The organism is Paenibacillus sp. TY11 (assembly GCF_059772165.1).
This window is the reverse complement of record NZ_JCBAIQ010000008.1, coordinates 104,535-121,477: the sequence shown is the minus strand read 5'-3', so window position 1 is coordinate 121,477 and position 16,943 is coordinate 104,535. Positions and strand designations below refer to the sequence as shown.

Annotated in this window: 11 protein-coding genes; 1 reads left to right on the top strand and 10 read right to left on the bottom strand. The window is 50.0% G+C overall.

Features of this window, described 5'->3' with window-relative positions; genetic code table 11:
- Positions 1-19: 19 nt before the first annotated feature.
- The 3 genes from AC6EJC_RS10960 to AC6EJC_RS10950 all read right to left on the bottom strand — a co-directional run bounded on the left by AC6EJC_RS10960 (position 20) and on the right by AC6EJC_RS10950 (position 2,567).
- Positions 20-571, bottom strand: coding sequence for an SMI1/KNR4 family protein (locus AC6EJC_RS10960; protein WP_444953994.1), 552 nt, complete (start codon positions 569-571; stop codon positions 20-22).
- 156 nt (positions 572-727) lie between these two features.
- Positions 728-1,813, bottom strand: a complete 1,086-nt coding sequence (locus AC6EJC_RS10955; RefSeq protein ID WP_444953993.1) for a saccharopine dehydrogenase family protein — start codon at positions 1,811-1,813, stop codon at positions 728-730.
- Positions 1,800-2,567 carry a class I SAM-dependent methyltransferase gene (locus AC6EJC_RS10950; RefSeq protein ID WP_444953992.1) on the bottom strand — a complete coding sequence of 256 codons (768 nt, stop codon included), beginning with the start codon at positions 2,565-2,567 and terminating at the stop codon, positions 1,800-1,802. Before AC6EJC_RS10950 ends, AC6EJC_RS10955 begins: the two co-directional genes overlap by 14 nt.
- Positions 2,568-2,741: 174 nt before the next feature.
- Between AC6EJC_RS10950 and AC6EJC_RS10945 the strand changes: the two genes are divergently transcribed.
- Positions 2,742-3,833 carry a response regulator transcription factor gene (locus tag AC6EJC_RS10945; protein ID WP_444954099.1) on the top strand — a complete coding sequence of 364 codons (1,092 nt, stop codon included), beginning with the start codon at positions 2,742-2,744 and terminating at the stop codon, positions 3,831-3,833.
- A 76-nt stretch (positions 3,834-3,909) separates the two neighbouring features.
- Here the strand turns inward: AC6EJC_RS10945 and AC6EJC_RS10940 are convergent, their stop codons facing one another.
- The 7 genes from AC6EJC_RS10940 to AC6EJC_RS10910 all read right to left on the bottom strand — a co-directional run bounded on the left by AC6EJC_RS10940 (position 3,910) and on the right by AC6EJC_RS10910 (position 16,937).
- A complete protein-coding gene (locus AC6EJC_RS10940; protein ID WP_061829096.1) occupies positions 3,910-4,089 on the bottom strand; it encodes a hypothetical protein in 180 nt (59 codons plus the stop codon).
- Between the two features lie 76 nt (positions 4,090-4,165).
- A complete protein-coding gene (locus AC6EJC_RS10935; protein WP_444953991.1) occupies positions 4,166-5,167 on the bottom strand; it encodes an NAD(+)/NADH kinase in 1,002 nt (333 codons plus the stop codon).
- 35 nt (positions 5,168-5,202) lie between these two features.
- The gene (locus AC6EJC_RS10930; RefSeq protein ID WP_444953990.1) at positions 5,203-6,228 is read right to left on the bottom strand and encodes an SPFH domain-containing protein; all 1,026 of its coding nucleotides are present in this window, start codon (positions 6,226-6,228) and stop codon (positions 5,203-5,205) included.
- A gap of 255 nt (positions 6,229-6,483) precedes the next feature.
- Positions 6,484-6,702 carry an MbtH family protein gene (locus AC6EJC_RS10925; RefSeq protein ID WP_444953989.1) on the bottom strand — a complete coding sequence of 73 codons (219 nt, stop codon included), beginning with the start codon at positions 6,700-6,702 and terminating at the stop codon, positions 6,484-6,486.
- Between the two features lie 38 nt (positions 6,703-6,740).
- Positions 6,741-14,171, bottom strand: coding sequence for a non-ribosomal peptide synthetase (locus tag AC6EJC_RS10920; RefSeq protein WP_444953988.1), 7,431 nt, complete (start codon positions 14,169-14,171; stop codon positions 6,741-6,743).
- 14 nt (positions 14,172-14,185) lie between these two features.
- Positions 14,186-15,235: an isochorismatase family protein gene (locus tag AC6EJC_RS10915; protein WP_444954098.1), complete on the bottom strand. Its 1,050-nt coding sequence runs from the start codon at positions 15,233-15,235 to the stop codon at positions 14,186-14,188.
- A gap of 76 nt (positions 15,236-15,311) precedes the next feature.
- A complete protein-coding gene (locus AC6EJC_RS10910; RefSeq protein ID WP_444954097.1) occupies positions 15,312-16,937 on the bottom strand; it encodes a (2,3-dihydroxybenzoyl)adenylate synthase in 1,626 nt (541 codons plus the stop codon).
- Positions 16,938-16,943: the final 6 nt, after the last annotated feature.

The window sequence follows — 16,943 nt, the reverse complement described above, 5'->3', positions numbered from 1 at the left end:
TCTTCCTGACATTCAATCACTACAAGCTGCTCCAAAAACGAACTGTTTTTACGGAATCAAAATCAATCTGTTCATAAGACTTCTCCCCAAACTCAAGCTTGAAATATTCCTGCAAACATTCCCCATACACGATAATATCCGTTTGATACACTGAAAATACCGGATTTCCTGCTTCACATGGCTGCTCGGGAATATATCTGTGTCCATAAATCGGGATTAGCTTGGGCACACGCAGGAATTCACGTTTACATATGTCCACGGCTTCTGCTGTATCTGCTGGTCTTTCACCCCATTCAGGAGGCCAAAATATGTGCTGCTCGACATCGAAAATCATGCCCTCCAGCGGCCAGTTCAGCCTTTGCAGAATTACATTCATACGCTGCGGCGATGTATCTCTCCAAGGGATAAAGCTTTTGCCAATGGGGAGAACGCTCATGAGAAGCTCCCGCAAATCGGGCGGAAATCGAATACCATACCTGCTCTCGACATCGGCAACCTCCTGCATGGATAAGCCCGGGGTCAGGGTCACATCGTGTTGACGTAATAGATCTATGATATAAGCGATATCCATCTGTTATTGATTCACCTCTGGCTCAGGTCTTTCCCAAAAATATGTACTTCATTCTAGTGTAATCCAATAGGAAAAGAAATCCAAGACCTATCCGCAATACAATGCTGAATAAGGCTTGGATGAATTGAAAAATCTTTTTATTAGAATATATAACTTCTAGACATACTGTCCGTTCACCTGAATATCTACGGCTACTTGCTGCCCCAACCAAGCCCGCATGCGATTCCACGAAAAAACCTGCTCCATGTGAAATACACCATATGGAAGTTCTGAACGGTACAGGGCGAGCGCTGCAAAGACGGCTGCCTTAGCGGTTAAATCAGATTGATGATGCCCCCTTAGCCGGCATTCGACCTTCGTCTCTTTGCCATTGAGAGTTCCTTGTGCGTCTACCTTGACCGCTACAGCATTTCCTCCTAGATGCACCTTGCCAAAGCTGCGAACTACTGCATCACGCACGGTTTGCTGTCGGAGTAGACCTGACACTCCTATCGTCCGAAGTCCTGCCAGAAGCCGGGTGGTCAAGCGCGAATCGAAGCAAAGGCGTGTGCTAACCGTAGGAACTTCGAGCGTACGGGGAAGTGTCTGCTGATCTGAAAAAGGAAACCGATACGCCCGATGACGACCCACTCCTGCACCAAAGTCTACCACTATGCCATCGGTAAAGCTTTTTCGAGTCACCGGGCGTCCCTGTTCTATAACCTCCAAATCGGTATGAATCTGATCTACTGTCCACTCAATGGCAGCTTGACCGTGTCGATCTCCCAAGCCCAGCATCAAAGATATGTTCAACTCATCCGTCTGATCCATGAGCTGTGTCGCTTGCAGTGCCAACAGATTGGTCAGACCCGGAGCTAATCCTACACTTAACAGAGCTGTGGCCTGATAAGCTCGGGCCTCCTGATGACACTGCTCCACCTGACTCAAAAAGGCTGCATTTGCGGTAATATCCATGTAATGCACACCATGTTGAAGACAGGCACGTACCAAGGCTGTATTGTCCTGATCCAGACACATGATAACCATTTTGGCTTGCTCTAATATCGACGGGTCCATTGGCTCATGAATATTAAGCTGCAATGGCCGTATCTTACCATTCGATTGTTGGCTAAATTCAGTGGCCCGCTCCAGACTACGACCTGCCGCAAACACCTTGCCGGGAAACATTTCACTTAATTCTGTGCATAAAATTTTCCCGACATGACCATATCCGCCAATGATGATGATGTTATCCTTTGTCATAGGCCATCTCTCCCTCTTTAACTGCAAACCATGCATTCACTAAAAAAGCGCCATAATACCGGGTGATGTGGGTAAAGCCTGCATCTATCAACAGTTCCTGTATTGCCACATTGGACACTGGGTTTGACTCACGACCGATGGAAGCAGCGAATCGTTCCCAATCCTCCAGTGAAATGCCCTGACTCAGCATATGATTTTTCCACGCCTGCATTTGGATAGAAAAAGAAGACTCCTGCGGGTTCCCATTAATAGAAGCTAGACAAAAAGGCGCACCCGGCTTGAGTCGAGCGGATGTCTGGCGCAGCAATGCCTGTTTACTCTCCAAGCTTTGGAGAAAATGAAGCACCAGCAGGCAGGTAGCAGCGTCATAAACCGGTTCTCTAGATAACTCTTCCAACTTACCTGCAACAAACGATATTTCTGAACCGATGCCCGCTTGCGCTACACGCCTCTGTGCCAAATCCAGCATGTGCTCAGATGGATCAACTGCCGTAAAGGACCATGCTTCATGCCGCCCTCCGAGCGTAATCAATTCCTGACCGCCCCCAGCTCCGACAATTAGCACATTCGGATCTATATTCCGAATATGAGCTTGTGCCTCAAGCTGTGCAGTTATCAAACAGTCTGTCATCTCATACAGATGAGTATATCCCGGTATTTTTAAAGCAATCGTATCCGCGTACTTATGCACATTCGGATGATTCCAGCTCATAGGTTGGTTTGAGTCCGTATTTCCAATATGGGTGTGTTTCATATGTGCTTCCCTCCAAACATTTAGCCTTGATCTTCTCCGACCATTCGTTTATTGTAGATTTAATTAAGAATCATTCTCAATTATAAAGACAATACGAATATCCACCATCCCATAAATGTGGGATTTAATTAAATGCGCTTTGAGAATCTCCAGCTTTCATGATAGGAGTAAATGATGAACGCACAATACACGCAATATGCACAGTTTAAGGATACTCGACAGCAAATCATTGGACTGGGAGAAAAAGCTTCCTCAATCCAAACGTACAAGCACACGCTAATCGACCGCTTGCGTACTCAGGTTTCTTTCGATGCGGCGTGTTGTACCTCAGTAGATCCGCGAACGCTGCTTTCCACGGGGGCATTTACGGAGTCGGGTGTGGAGGACATTCATAGCAAACTGCTAGAATACGAATATTTGCACGACGATATGATGAAATACGATCAGTTAGTGCGAGAAGGACAGTCCATAGCGACGCTACACGGGTCTACACAAGGCCAACCGGATCGGAGCACACGATTTAGAGATGTTTTGCAACCTGCCGGATTCGGGGACGAGCTGCGTGTTCCGTTTATGTACAAAGGGAGCTGTTGGGGATTTCTCACATTGTTCCGTCATCATGGAAAGCCTGTATTCAGCGCGGAAGAGCAACAACTGCTTGAAGCATTAGCGCCGTCCATAGCCTACCATCTACGTCAGGCCAGTGTCGGTTTATCTCCAGCCCCCGCCATGATCACGGAAAATGAACTTGAGCCAGGGGTTCTGATACTTTCCGATAAACTAGAACCGATCTCGTCGAATACAGTAGCAGAGCAGTGGCTAAAGCTGCTTCGGCAGCAGGAGGGAATCCATGAATGCAGCCTACCGGCTCCTGTCCGGGTAATATGCTTGCGAGCGCTATCCACTGCCACTTCACCAGCCAGATTATGTATCCCCGCCACAGACGCTGAAACCCCGTGGGTAACTCTCAGAGCCACAATTCTGCAAGGCGGACAGGAGTATACGGGCGAGAAGCAGCTGGCCGTATGGTTTGAGCCTGCTAAAGCAACCGACATGCTACCGCTTATGGCCGAGGTGTACTCATGGTCCGAACGAGAGAGACAGATTGTCCAGCTCATTGTTCAAGGCTTTTCCACAAAGGAGCTGGCAAGCACACTTCATATTTCTGCCTACACGGTGCAGGATCATCTGAAGGCGATTTTCTTGAAAACAGATGTAAGCAGCCGCCGTGAGCTAGTATGGAAGGTATATTCCAGATTCAATTAATATATGTAAAAAAGACAGATGACCTGATTAAGGATCATCTGTCTTTGCATAACTGCTCTATTTGGACGCAAGAGCCTTATTTCTTCGAAGAGGATTTCGTATCATCGTATGATACTGGTGAGGGCTTCGCAATCCATTCATCAGCCTCAGGCTCGATATCTACGCCATTTTCCAGCTTCGTTTTCTCCATCAAGGAATCTCCGTCCTCGTCCTTCTTGTTGCGGATTTTCGCTTCGTCTTGAGTGTGGTCGCTCATGTTGACTCCTCCTTTTTAATTTCATCTGATGGTTGTACCTTACTCATAATTACCCATTGCCGTCCTGTACAAACCTCTACACGACCAGATGCCCTTTTTTCTCCGCCGGTCCAATAGTCGCCTCAATGCCAGCATTAAACTCCAGAAAGTCGCTTTCCACTCCATCACTGAAAATAACTCCATTTTCCGGCATCTGCGATGCAATCCGTAGCGGTTTTTCGGCTGCTACCTGACCAAACACGAGGTTCGCAGCGGTGGTCCGACTGGGGAACGGTTCTCTCACCGTAAAATAAAGTGATGGCGAACTCCAAGTTGCGCGATGATCATGGCTAAGTCCTTCTGCCGCCACTTCTTGACTGAAGGCTGTACCGGGCATCAGGTGGTCTGGAGTCAGCGAAATCGGATGCCGAGTAGCACTGCCGACAATCCCGGCCGCTCCGGCAAGCACGCTGGTCAGCCAGCCCGTCGCTCCCAGTCCGGTTGAAACGATAATGCCGCTGGATGATTGCTGCTCTACCTGATCCTCCAGCCTCAACTCATATCTCGCGGAGACATGAGTTTTGCGCCCAATGAACAAATCGTTTACAGCATATAAGGATTGGCCATCATTCAGTTGGGCCTTAGCCAACGTAACTTCCTTAATCGGCCGTCTATGCACGAACACATCCGGCACCACCCAGCGCAGGTCAGATACGGTAAACGGCAGTAATACTCCGTCCCAGCGCAATGGGTCCGGATTCACGCCGATTAGCGGCTGTTCGGTCAAATATTTTAACGTGTTGGCTACCAGCCCATCCTGACCCAGCACCACCACCGTATCCTGCTCACCAAAAATAAAGTTCGGCACATGCTCCCGCTCCACAATCTGAACTCGACCCAAGGCCGTTAACTCTGACGTTGCCGTCGCCACCGCCCTGCGGTAATTCTCATCCTCCAGCACATAATCACTGAAATCCGCACCCAACCGTTCCATAAAGAAGCGAGCCTGCTGCACCGTGTTGTATCGGACAATCAGTTCCTCCAGTCGCGTTTTACGCTTCACCAAAATGATCTTCTGCTCTGTCATTCGGCTACTCATCGTGTTCTTCCTCCAGACCCTCTCGATCCTGCTGATTATCCGCTTGCTCCCGTATCTGACATGAGACCCTGCAGCAGATCCGGCGTAATATTCAGCTGGCCGATTTTCCCTGCATTTTCTGCAAGCTCCTGAAATGCAATCGCAATCAGCTTATCCGGGCTCATATCCATATTGGCCATAGCTTGAAGTACGTTGGGCTCGACATCCTGCAACGATTTCATCACTGCTGTCAGCTCATAGGCTTTGGCATCGGCTTCCGCCTTTTTATTCGTTACGGTCAGCTCAATCAGCTCGCGTTTTTTCTCCTCCAAAGCCGTGTCAAAGCGCAACTGTTCCTCCTTCATCTCGCTTTGCTTTTGCTTCACAGAACGCTCGGCATCGAGTTGAGTTTCGCGAATTTGCTTCTTTTTTGTCTCCACTGCAATTTCGGTGTTCAGCTCGTTTTCCTTCACACGCCGCTCCTGCTCAATAGATGAATTACGACGCTCATACAAAGCGTGATCCGCGTTGCGAAGAATCTCTTCCCTTGCTTGAGCCTCCAACGCTCTCATCGTCTCCTTATTGGGTAAAATCGCCAAAATCGACAGCCCCATGACCTCAATGCCGAGCTTTTCCATTTCCGTATGCTGAGCAATATCCTTCGTCATATTTTGCGCCAAACGTTCACTGGACTGAACAGCTTCTTTGAGTGGGACACGTTCCAAATACTTTTTGGTAAGTACCTTTGCGATGTTAATCACCCGTTGGGCCAGCTTGCCCGGATCATCCGAAATGTAGCGGCGTTCCTTCAGGTCATACGTATAGTTTAAAATTTGAGTCGTTCTGCGGTAATCCACAATCCGATAAGTCAGTTGCCCCTGCACCGTCACCGCCTGAAAATCATTCGTCATGTCCTCAAACATGAACGGTACATCAATGGAAGAGACAGGCACGACGACGACCGAGGTGGTTGGAGCGTAATAATAAAAAGATAACCCGACACCCTCACGGACCACCTTACCGTTCTTCACCTTCATCACATATTCACTGGGCTGAAATTTAACAAAATTAAATCCAAACATAGTCGCTTCCTCGCTTTTCTTATAGTTTATAATATTTTGTTATTATCATTTTGTTATTAACAATAAAATAACACACATTTTCGATAATATCAATATGACATTTATAAAAAAAAGAGGCCGCTTCCCCTCCGATACGCTCGGTTAGAGGAAACAGCCTGATTCGTTTCACTGCCTGTCCTATATTGGGCATTATTTCACGGGCCATATAATGAACAACAGTTGTGTAGTTGTATAAAGTATGATGAACTCCCCGGATTAGCGACGAACTGCATCAGCCTTGGGACGCAAGGAATCTGGTCTCATATCTGTCCAATGTGTGCTTATATAATCCATACATGCCTCACGGCTGTCTGTCTGGTGAACGACCTCCCATCCAGCCGGTACATGCTGGAAATTAGGCCAGAGTGAATATTGTCCTTCTCCATTCATAAGCACTAAATAACCACCTTCATTCTGCTCAAAAGGGTTAACCATGATTTGTTTTCCTCCTTTCGATTGTGATGTAATTTGACTTAGAAAGCCTGCAGTTTTGCTGCAAGCAGTTGTCCAATATGAGCCAAAGGTCCCGGCTGGCACAGATCCTTATGGCGGCAATCCAGTTCATGCTGCTCTAGCTGTCCATCAATATAGGGAAGCCAGGTCTCCGGAGCAATCGGTTCAAACCAATCCGGGATAATTGTAGAGCGGAAAAATAAAATATCGCCTTTATACCGTCTTGGAACATACTCCCCCAAGATACGCACAGAATTTACATAAGTATCCTTGAGGTTTAAAATCGTCTCCTCGCTGAGGCTGGCCAAGGCGCTCCCATCGCTTCGCAAGATATGCAGGGCGGTGGAAAGCCGCAAAGGCTCATCATTCAGACTATCCGGGTCATAACCACCCAGAGCCAGCAGAGCGATTAGCGCTTCCTCCTCATCTGGTCCTCCCCGCAGCGGCAAATGGTTGCTTGGGTAGGAATCCAGCATCGTCAGAATCGCAATCGTCTCTCCTTCGTATTGAAGCTGTGTCGCTATTGCATGAGCTACATTCCCTCCCAAAGACCATCCCAACAGGTGATACGGTCCTTTGGGCTGAACAGTACGAATATGACGAATATAATCGGCTGCCATATCATCCAGCGTCTGCGGCAATTCCTCCTGTCGGGCGATCCCGCGAGCCTGTAATCCATAAATAGGAAAATCCTTGCCCATGGATTGGATCAAGCCCGCATAACACCAGCTTAATCCACCTGCCGGGTGTACACAGAACAACGGAGCTTGCACTCCGCTTGCCCGCAAAGGAAGCAAAACGTCCAAAGCCCCTTGACTGGCACCTACGTTCAACTGCTCGGCTAGGCCAGCCACTGTTGGCGTTCCAAAAAGGTTGCCAATGCCCAACTCGATACCCAAGGCCTCGCGGATTCTACTAATCAGCTTCACAGCCAGCAATGAATGACCGCCCAGATCAAAAAAGCCATCATCTATACTGATTCGCTCCATGCCAAGCGTCTCGGCAAACAAATCACACAGGATTTCCTCCTGTGGCGTTCGCGGTCCTCTTCCTCCACCCGCAGCCATCTGCATGGGAGCAGGTAATGCTTTACGATCCAGCTTGCCGTTAGGTGTAAGCGGGAGATTGGATACCGCGACAAAAGCTGACGGTATCATATAATCAGGCAAGCTGACTCCTGCATGCAATCGGAGTCTGGACGCTTCCGGTTCACCACCGGGTGCAGGGACAATATAGGCGACGAGTCGTTTGTCCCCCGGCTGATCTTCGCGGACAATGACCGCTGCCTGAGCCACATCATCATGCCGAACCAGCACCGCCTCAATTTCTCCCGGCTCAATGCGAAAGCCACGTATTTTGACCTGCTGGTCAGCACGTCCGGCATACTCCAGCGAGCCGTCAGACCGCCAGCGGGCCAAATCACCTGTCCGATACATCCGGCTCCCCGGTATACCGTACGGATCGGCTACAAAACGCTCTGCCGTCAAAGCGGGTCTTCCCAAATAGCCTTGTGCCAATCCAGCACCGGCGACATATAAATCACCTGTTACACCCGGCGGAACAGGCTGAAATCGATGATCCAGCACATACACTCGTAGATCGGGGATGGGACGCCCAATCAGACTGTTCGCTTTTACAGCCACCATATCACGGTCCAATGCGATGTAGCTGACATGTACAGTCGTCTCCGTAATCCCATACATATTCACCAAGGTAGGAGCATCGTCTGCATGACGCTCATACCATGCAGTCAGCCGACCCAGCTCCAGGGCCTCGCCACCAAATACCACATAGCGCAACGCCAGCTTTTGCGAAAGGACAGGCTGTTCAAGATCAGCCTGCATCAATTGATAAAAAGCCGAAGGTGTCTGATTGAGCACCGTTACGCCCTCGTCCGCCAGCAATTGCAGGAATTGCTCCGGAGAACGACTGACAGTATACGGCACAATGACAAGACGACCTCCATAAAGCAACGGTCCCCAAATTTCCCATACTGAAAAATCAAACGCATAGGAGTGGAATAGAGTCCATACATCCGACGGACCAAAATGAAACCAGTGCTGCGTCGAATCGAACAAACGCGCGACATTTTGATGGGGAATAACTACACCCTTTGGTTTTCCGGTAGAACCGGACGTATAAATAATATAGGCAGGATGAAGCTGCAACAAAGGTTTCAGACGGTCTGCATCCACCGGGTTCCGATCGGGATATGACTTCAGCTCCTTATTTATCTGAGGATCCTCCAATACAACCGGGAACACCGTGCTTGTGAACGGAATTGAGGATATTGTCACGTGAATGCTGGTAATCATCAGAGCAGGTGAAGCATCCTCCAGCATATAAGCGAGACGGTCTGTCGGATAATCAGGATCTAGCGGCAAGTAGGCGGCTCCCGATTTAAGCACAGCCAGCAACGCAATAATCATATCCAATGACCGGGGAAGCGCCAGCGCCACAATGCGATCTGGACCTGCACCACGCGCTATTAGCAGATGCGCCAGTCGATTGGCACGCACGTTCAATTCCTCATAACTTAGCTGGTTACCTTTGTATGAAACTGCAACAGCCCCCGGGGTACGCGCAGCCTGTTGCTCGAATAAAACAGGCAAGCTCGAGGTAGACGCTTGGTTAAGACAAGTGCTCGCGTTCGTGTCACCGTTCCACTTCACGAGAATTTCGTGTCGTTCCTCTGGTCCCAAAATATCCAGGGCCCCTATCGGTTGTTCTGTATTAGCCACCGCAGCCACCAATAGCCGCTCCAGCCGTACCTTCATAGCCTCTATCGTTTCCCTTTTAAATAAATCGGTATTGTATTCGATCCATCCTTCGATTCCATCAGGCCGCCCGTCTGTGGTCCGACATTCGCGCAGTTCCACCGTCAGATCAAATTTCGCTGCACCCACGCTGGCCAATTGCAGCTGAGTCTCCACACCCGGCAATAGCAATTCAGGATCAGGGGTGTTTTGTAAAGCAAGCATAACCTGAAACAATGGATGTCTAGATCTGGAGCGTGTAGGGTTCAACATCTCTACAAGCCGCTCGAAGGGTACATCCTGATGTTCATACGCATCCAGACAAGTACGACGGACCCGTTCCAACAGCTCACGGAAAGTAGGGTCGTCCGATGTATCGATACGAAGCACCAGCGTATTGATAAACAAGCCCACGAGTTGATCCAGTCCCTCTGCATTTCGTCCCGCTATCGGACTACCCACCGGGATATCCGTCCCTGCTCCCAATCGGGTTAGCAATGCAGCCAACCCGGCCTGCATCACCATAAACAGGCTGGCCCGACTTTCACGACTCAAACGCAGTAACTGCTCATGCAATTCGGGAGCGATGCGTAATACAACGGTATCCCCCCGGTAGCTCGCCTCGGAAGGGCGTGGATAGTCTGTAGGCAGGTCTATTTGATCCGGCAGACCTTTCAATGCATTGTGCCAATAAGCAAGCTGCTTGTTCATCAGACTGCCAGTTTCGTTCTCCTTGCCAAGCAGCTCCTGCTGCCATAGCGCATAATCCGCATATTGTACAGGCAGCTTTGGCAACACCGGTGTTATAGTTTCAGGCTGCCCGGATTGTTCCGCATGTGCATAATGCTCGATGTGCGCAGCATAGGCTGTAGCCAAATCACTTGTGAGTGCATTTAGCGACCAGCCATCTCCGGCAATATGGTGCAGCAGCACGAGCAGCACATGCTGGTCAGCAGACAGCGTGAACAGCTCCGTTCGCAAAGCCGGCTCCACTGCAAGATCAAAGCAGTAACGGGACCCTTCTGCAAGTAAGTGTGGCAGATCTGCCTCACAGATTTTCGTCACACGCAGTAGAGGCCCGGCTTGCTGTGTTTTCAAAATGACCTGCTGCGATACACCTTGCACATCTGGAAAAATCGTACGCAGCGTCTCATGGCGGGCCACGACGTCTCCCAAGGCGGCTTGAAGTGCTTCCACATTTACATCCCCCGACATACGGATAACGAGTGGAATATTATATGTAGGGCTTGGTCCCTCCATCCGATGCAGGAACCATAATCGGCTCTGGGCGAAGGAGAGGGGAATACGTTGTGGACGTACGGCCGGAAGCAATGAGGGCCTTAAGCTCTGCCCTTGATCCAGTCGTTCCGCAAAACTGGCAACCGTAGGAGTTTCAAACAGGCTGCCCATATTCAGCTCTACCCCGAATATCTCCCGGATTCGGGCCATCAAGCGTGCGCCAAGCAGCGAGTGACCGCCCAGATCAAAGAAACTGTCATCAATGCCAACTTGCGGTAGTGCCAGCACTTCTGCGAACAGGTCACACAGCATGGCTTCCTGCGGTGTTCTGGGAGTACGAACGTGGAGAACCTTATCCATAACAGGAGCAGGCAATGCCTTACGGTCCAGCTTGCCATTGGGCATGAGCGGCAAGGCCTCCAGCATCACAAACGCTGAGGGTATCATATATTCGGGCAGACTCGCAGCGGCATATTCACGTAACGCCAGTGAATGCAAACGATGAGGCGATGAGCCCAAGCCCTCTCTTATACTTTGATATCCAACAGGTTCGGCAGGTGCCTTTTGTTCGGATTGCTCGCTTTGTTCCGATGGCCTACCCGGCTTCTGCTGAATAGTCTCTGTCTCGGCTCCGGTTAGCACCGACGTTGTTGTAGCAGCGATCGGTACGATATAGGCAACCAGCCGCTGATCGCCCTCTCGGTCCTCACGGACAATCACAGAAACCTGAGCTACATCGGAATGCCGCGCCAAAACAGCTTCAATTTCACCCAGTTCTACGCGGAAGCCGCGAATTTTAATCTGGTGGTCCGCACGCCCTCCGTATTCAAGAGATCCGTCCAACCTCCAGCGGGCCAAATCTCCAGTCCGATACATGCGGCTCCCCGGAGGACCAAACGGATTGGCTACAAAACGCTCCGCTGTCAAATCCGGACGGCCGTAATATCCCCGTGCCAGCCCATCCCCGGCAATGTACAGGTCCCCTGTTACCCCTGTCGGAACTGCCTGAAGACTACCGTCAAGCACATACACCTGCGTATTGCGGATAGGTCTGCCGATAGCTGGTGTTCCCGTGTCCCCTTTTTCGATGGAAGCTGCGGTAGACCAAATTGTCGTTTCGGTGGGACCATACAGATTCGTAATGCGGCAATCCAGACGTTGGAGTGTATGCAGCAATTCCTCTGGCAGAGCCTCGCCTCCAACCAGTACCCGCAAACCCCGAATAGCTTCTGCATGTTCCGTTGCCAGCACATGCCACAGCGTAGGAGTCGCCTGCATCAGGGTAGGCTGTGAACAGTTAATCAGCTCGGCCAAAGCAGAAGGCTCCTGAACGGTTTCTTTCCGGGCAATAATCAGTTGCGCACCATTCAGCAAGGGCAAATAGATTTCCAGCCCGGAGATATCAAAGGATATCGTCGTAACCGCCAGCAGTCGATCCTGCTCACACAACGTGAATTGATCCTGCATGGCGAGCAAAAAATTCGTCAGGCTCTTGAAAGTAATAACAACTCCCTTCGGCTTGCCCGTTGAACCAGAGGTATAAATAATATACGCAGGATGGTCCGTGGATAGAGGCTGAACACGTTCACGATCCGTAGGATTCGTATCAGGGTAGGCGGATAATTCATGATTATGTCCGTTCAAAACGGCTATCAAATCCTCTTTGGCGCTTCCTCCATCCAAAAGCATACGTGGCACAGAAATGTCTGTCGGAATGCGATCCGCTACCTGAGCATTGGTTAAAATGCAGACCGGAGACGCTTGCTCCAGCACATAAGCAACACGATCCTGCGGATAATCAGGGTCCAGTGGAACATAAGCCGCACCCGTTTTAAGCACAGCCAGCATCCCTATAACCATGTTGACGGAGCGTGGGAGCATCAGGGCAACGGCCTGCTCAGGTCCTGTCCCATGAGCAATCAGCCAATGGGCCAATCGGTTCGCCCGCTTATTCAGCTCCTTATAGCTAAGTACCATGTCGTTGCCACATTCTACAGCCACAGCATCAGGTCTAAGTTCCGCCTGTAGCTGGAGCATTTCCTGTAAGGAAGCGACTGGCATCGGACTGGAAGAACGATTCCAGCCCTCCAGTATAAGCTGACGCTCCGCAGGCAGCAGAAGGTCGATTTGTCCAATCGGCTGTTCTGGTTCCGAAGCTGCGACCTTTGTAAGTAACTGCAAGAAACGCTGTTGATGCTCTTCTATTTCCCGTTTGCTATACATAGCAGGGTTGGCATCCCAATCTATGCGCAATCCAGATCCGTCCGACCTGTCATAGACATTCAAGGACAGATCATCAACCGGGCCTGCCGACAAGTTATGTGTAGTTCCGCGAGAACCGTTAAAATTCAGTTCATAGTCAAACGGCATAATATTGACCAATGGACCGAACAATCTCCTGTTTTCACTAAGCAAGCGCAGATCACGCCGTAGCTCCTCATGCCTGTATTTTGCATGACGCCGTATCTCAACCAGCTCCTGTACCAATTTGCGGAGCAATGTGGCTACCTTCATTCCTGGCTGAATCGACAAACGCAGCGGCAGCAAATTCATCACCATACCCGGCACACGGAGCGAGGCTGAGCCTAATCGGTTCATCATCGGCAAACCAAGTATAACGTCTTGTGCACCTGTGAGCCTGTGAATATAAATAGCCATTGCCGCCAAGATTAAATCCGGCCAGCTCACCTTGAGACGTTCCGCAGCCATCCGAAGACATTCACGCTCCGCAGAGGTGACATAGGCTGTATCGCGTACAAAACCTCCAGCCATCACTTCTTTCGAAGTTACATGTTTAGAGTTTCTCGTCGCATGGTCTCCCAGACTGACCACCTCGAATCCATCGGCAAAGCGTTTGATCCAAAATTCACGCTCCTGCCCAAACTTCTCCGAGGCGCGATAGACCGAATCTTCCTCCAATAGTTGACTAAACCGCGGAAAGCGGCTCTCTTCGTCCAAGCGGCCTTCCGCTAAAGATGTGTACAGTTGAGCCACCCGCTGCGCTATGAGCGAAAAGCCAAAGCCATCCAATGCAATATGATGAACACGCTGATACCAGAAAAATTGATTATGACCTGCCCGGAACAATGCCTGTGTAAACAGCGGCCCTTGGGTAAGATCAATCGGCTTGAGCAAATCATCCCTCATCCAGACTTCAGCAGCTTTACGAGGATCAGGAGCTGCGCTCACATCTATTTGGTGCAGCGTCCATTTCCCCGAAGGCTGAATCACCTGCCAGGGTCCATCCTCATCCTCTCCGAACCGCAAATGCAGTGATTCAGCCTCTGCCATCGTGCGGCGAAGTGCTTCCTTAAAGCAAATGGGATCGACTGGCCCGTGAATTTCAATGTATTCACCGGTATTATAGGCCGGATTTTGCAAATCCATCTGTTGGGCAAACCAAATACCCGCTTGCGCTCCCGACAAAGGAAGACGAATATCCTGATGCTTGAGCATACACAAACCCTCCTTTAAAGGGAAAAATAGTCTAAATTAGGTATTGACCCCCTAGTTCGCGAAGACAATAGCTTCCACCAATCAGCAAGTGTCGGACGTTCAGCCAACTCCACGAACGTCACCTTTGCCCCGTAGCGACGCCATTTTTCCACAAGACTCATCATACGAATCGAATCCAGTCCCCTATCCATTAGATTATCGTGGGCAGCCAATCCTTCCGGCGATTCATGAAGCAATCCTGCGACCTGCTCACGTACCAATTGTTCAGTTAACTGCGGAGCCGCAGTCACCTCCTTTTCAGCCATTGCTGACTTTGAAGTCTCTGCCTCGCTTTCTCTTTCACCAGGCTTCTGGTCAGCTAAGCCTGTCTGAGCTACAGCCATATTTCCACTTTGCACCTGAGCACCTTCCGTTGCTGACCCCTTCGTAGTCTCCAACTCGTCAATCAAGGGGGCAGTCAGCATCGTAACTGCGCAACGCTCGGCAGCGTAAGTCAGGGCCATTTTGTGGTATTCCAGTGAAAAGTCCCCCAAGGCGTCAGCTACAAAAAAAGGCTGTATATCCTTCATAAATGCCTCGGTCGCGGTCATTAGACAACCAATATGTGCGTAAATACCGGTAATCATGATCTGATCGCGATCATATTGCCGCAATATATCGTCTAAATTGGTTTTTTGAAATGCGCTATACCTCCATTTCGTCAAGACAATATCCTGATCCGAAGGGGCAAGCTCCTTCACAATCTCCTTTTGAACAGGTCCATCATCCATCCCCTTGCCCCAAAAGTCCTGCTGTAGCCCCCTTTTCTCTGGAGCCTGACCTCCCGGCTGCGCCGAATAGATTACAGGTATCCCAAGCTGCTGGCAGTGGCTTTTCAACAGCTGGATGTTAGCGATCAACTCCTTGACCGGAGATTGTCCAGCCTCAAAAGCGGTAACAAAATATTGCTGCATATCATGAATCAACAGCACTGCACGTCTGGGATCAGGCCGCCATGCCACTTTATTTTGGGGCAAATCCGAAGCATTGGGCATCGGATAAGCTGAAATTGGAGGAATAGCCATCATATCGCTTCCTTTCATTTTTCGATTCATTCCACGTATTTTTCTTGCTTTATGTGTTCTTGCTCATCGTTATGTCTCAATGTAGTTCAGGTGCAGATGATATCTGCTGTGTAATCATTTCCCGCAATGCTTTTTTACTAACCTTGCCTACACTGGTCTGTGGAAACGCTGATATAAACTCAATTCTGTCAGGAATTTTGTAAGCCGCCAAACCACGTTCACGCAGAAATTTCTTCAACTCCGTCACGGTCGGTACCATCTCATACGGGATAATAAAAGCGCAGGAGCGTTCACCCAAATATTCGTCAGGCATGGCTACAATCGCTGCATCATGCACACCGGGATGGGCCAGCAAATGATTTTCAATCTCCTCAGCCGCCACCTTCTCCCCGCCCCGGTTAATTTGATCCTTGGCTCGGCCTTCCACAATCAAATTGCCATCGGGACTCCACCTCACCAAATCGCCCGTACGATAAAATCCATCCCGCGTAAATGCTCTTTCATTATGCTGATCCGCCTTATAATAACCCCGAATTGTGTAAGGCCCGCGTGTAAGCAAATGGCCCACCTCTCCCGGTGCCACTTCCTTGTCCTCATCATCCAATATTTTAATTTCATCGTCGATTGAAATGGGACGTCCCTGAGTTGCTACAATGATATCCTCTGGATCATCCAGTCTGGTATAATTGACCAGCCCCTCCGCCATGCCAAACACCTGTTGCAGGGTACACCCCAGTTCCGGCTTTATCCGCCGAGCAGCCTCCTCACTGAATTTGGCTCCCCCTACTTGAAGCACCTGAAGACTGGATAAATCACAGCTTCTCGACGAAGCACTATCAAGCCATACCAGCGCAAGCGGCGGGACCAAAGCAGTAATCGTCACCTGCTCCTGTTCAATCAATGGAAAGGCGTCATCTGGACTCGGCGTAGGCGCAAGTACAATTTTGCCTCCCGCATACAAGGTTCCGAAGACACCCGGGGAACTGAGCGGGTAATTGTGAGCCATGGGGAGCGCGGCTAAATACACGCTATTTTCATCCAGACCACATATTTCAACACTGCCCCGCAGACTGTAAATATAATCATCGTGTGTCCTTGGAATCAGCTTGGGCAAGCCTGTACTCCCACCGGAAAGCTGGAGAAAGGCAATATTTCCCGAAAGCACCTGGGGTAACGACTGATCGGGTTGGATATACAATCCGGATAGACCCGTAAATTCCTGCGGCTTGCCCACGACAATGACATGACGCATAGTTGCCACTCTGGCTTGTACCTCTCTGGCCAGCCCACGATAATCAAAGCCCGAATATACATCTGGAATGATATAAGCGACCGCCTCGGAAAATTCACCGAAATAGGCAATCTCGCTACTTCGATGAGCCGGAAGCGAGAATATGGGTAACGCCCCCAATCTGAACAGCGCAAAACATACATCAAAAAACTCCACGATATTCGGTAACTGAACGATGACCCGATCCGCCTGTCTAATTCCCAATTGGTAAAATCCAGCTGCCAGCTGATTTACTTTTTCGTCCAATTCACGGTAGCTTGTACTTTTTTGACCGTCCGTCACTGCCGTCCGGTCACCTTGCGATACTGCACGCTCCCGCAACATTTCTCCAAAGGTCATTCCCTCCCAGTAGCCTGCCTTCCGGTAACGCTCGGCAAATTCCTGCGGCCATGTAGGGCATCCGGGCAACATCATGAT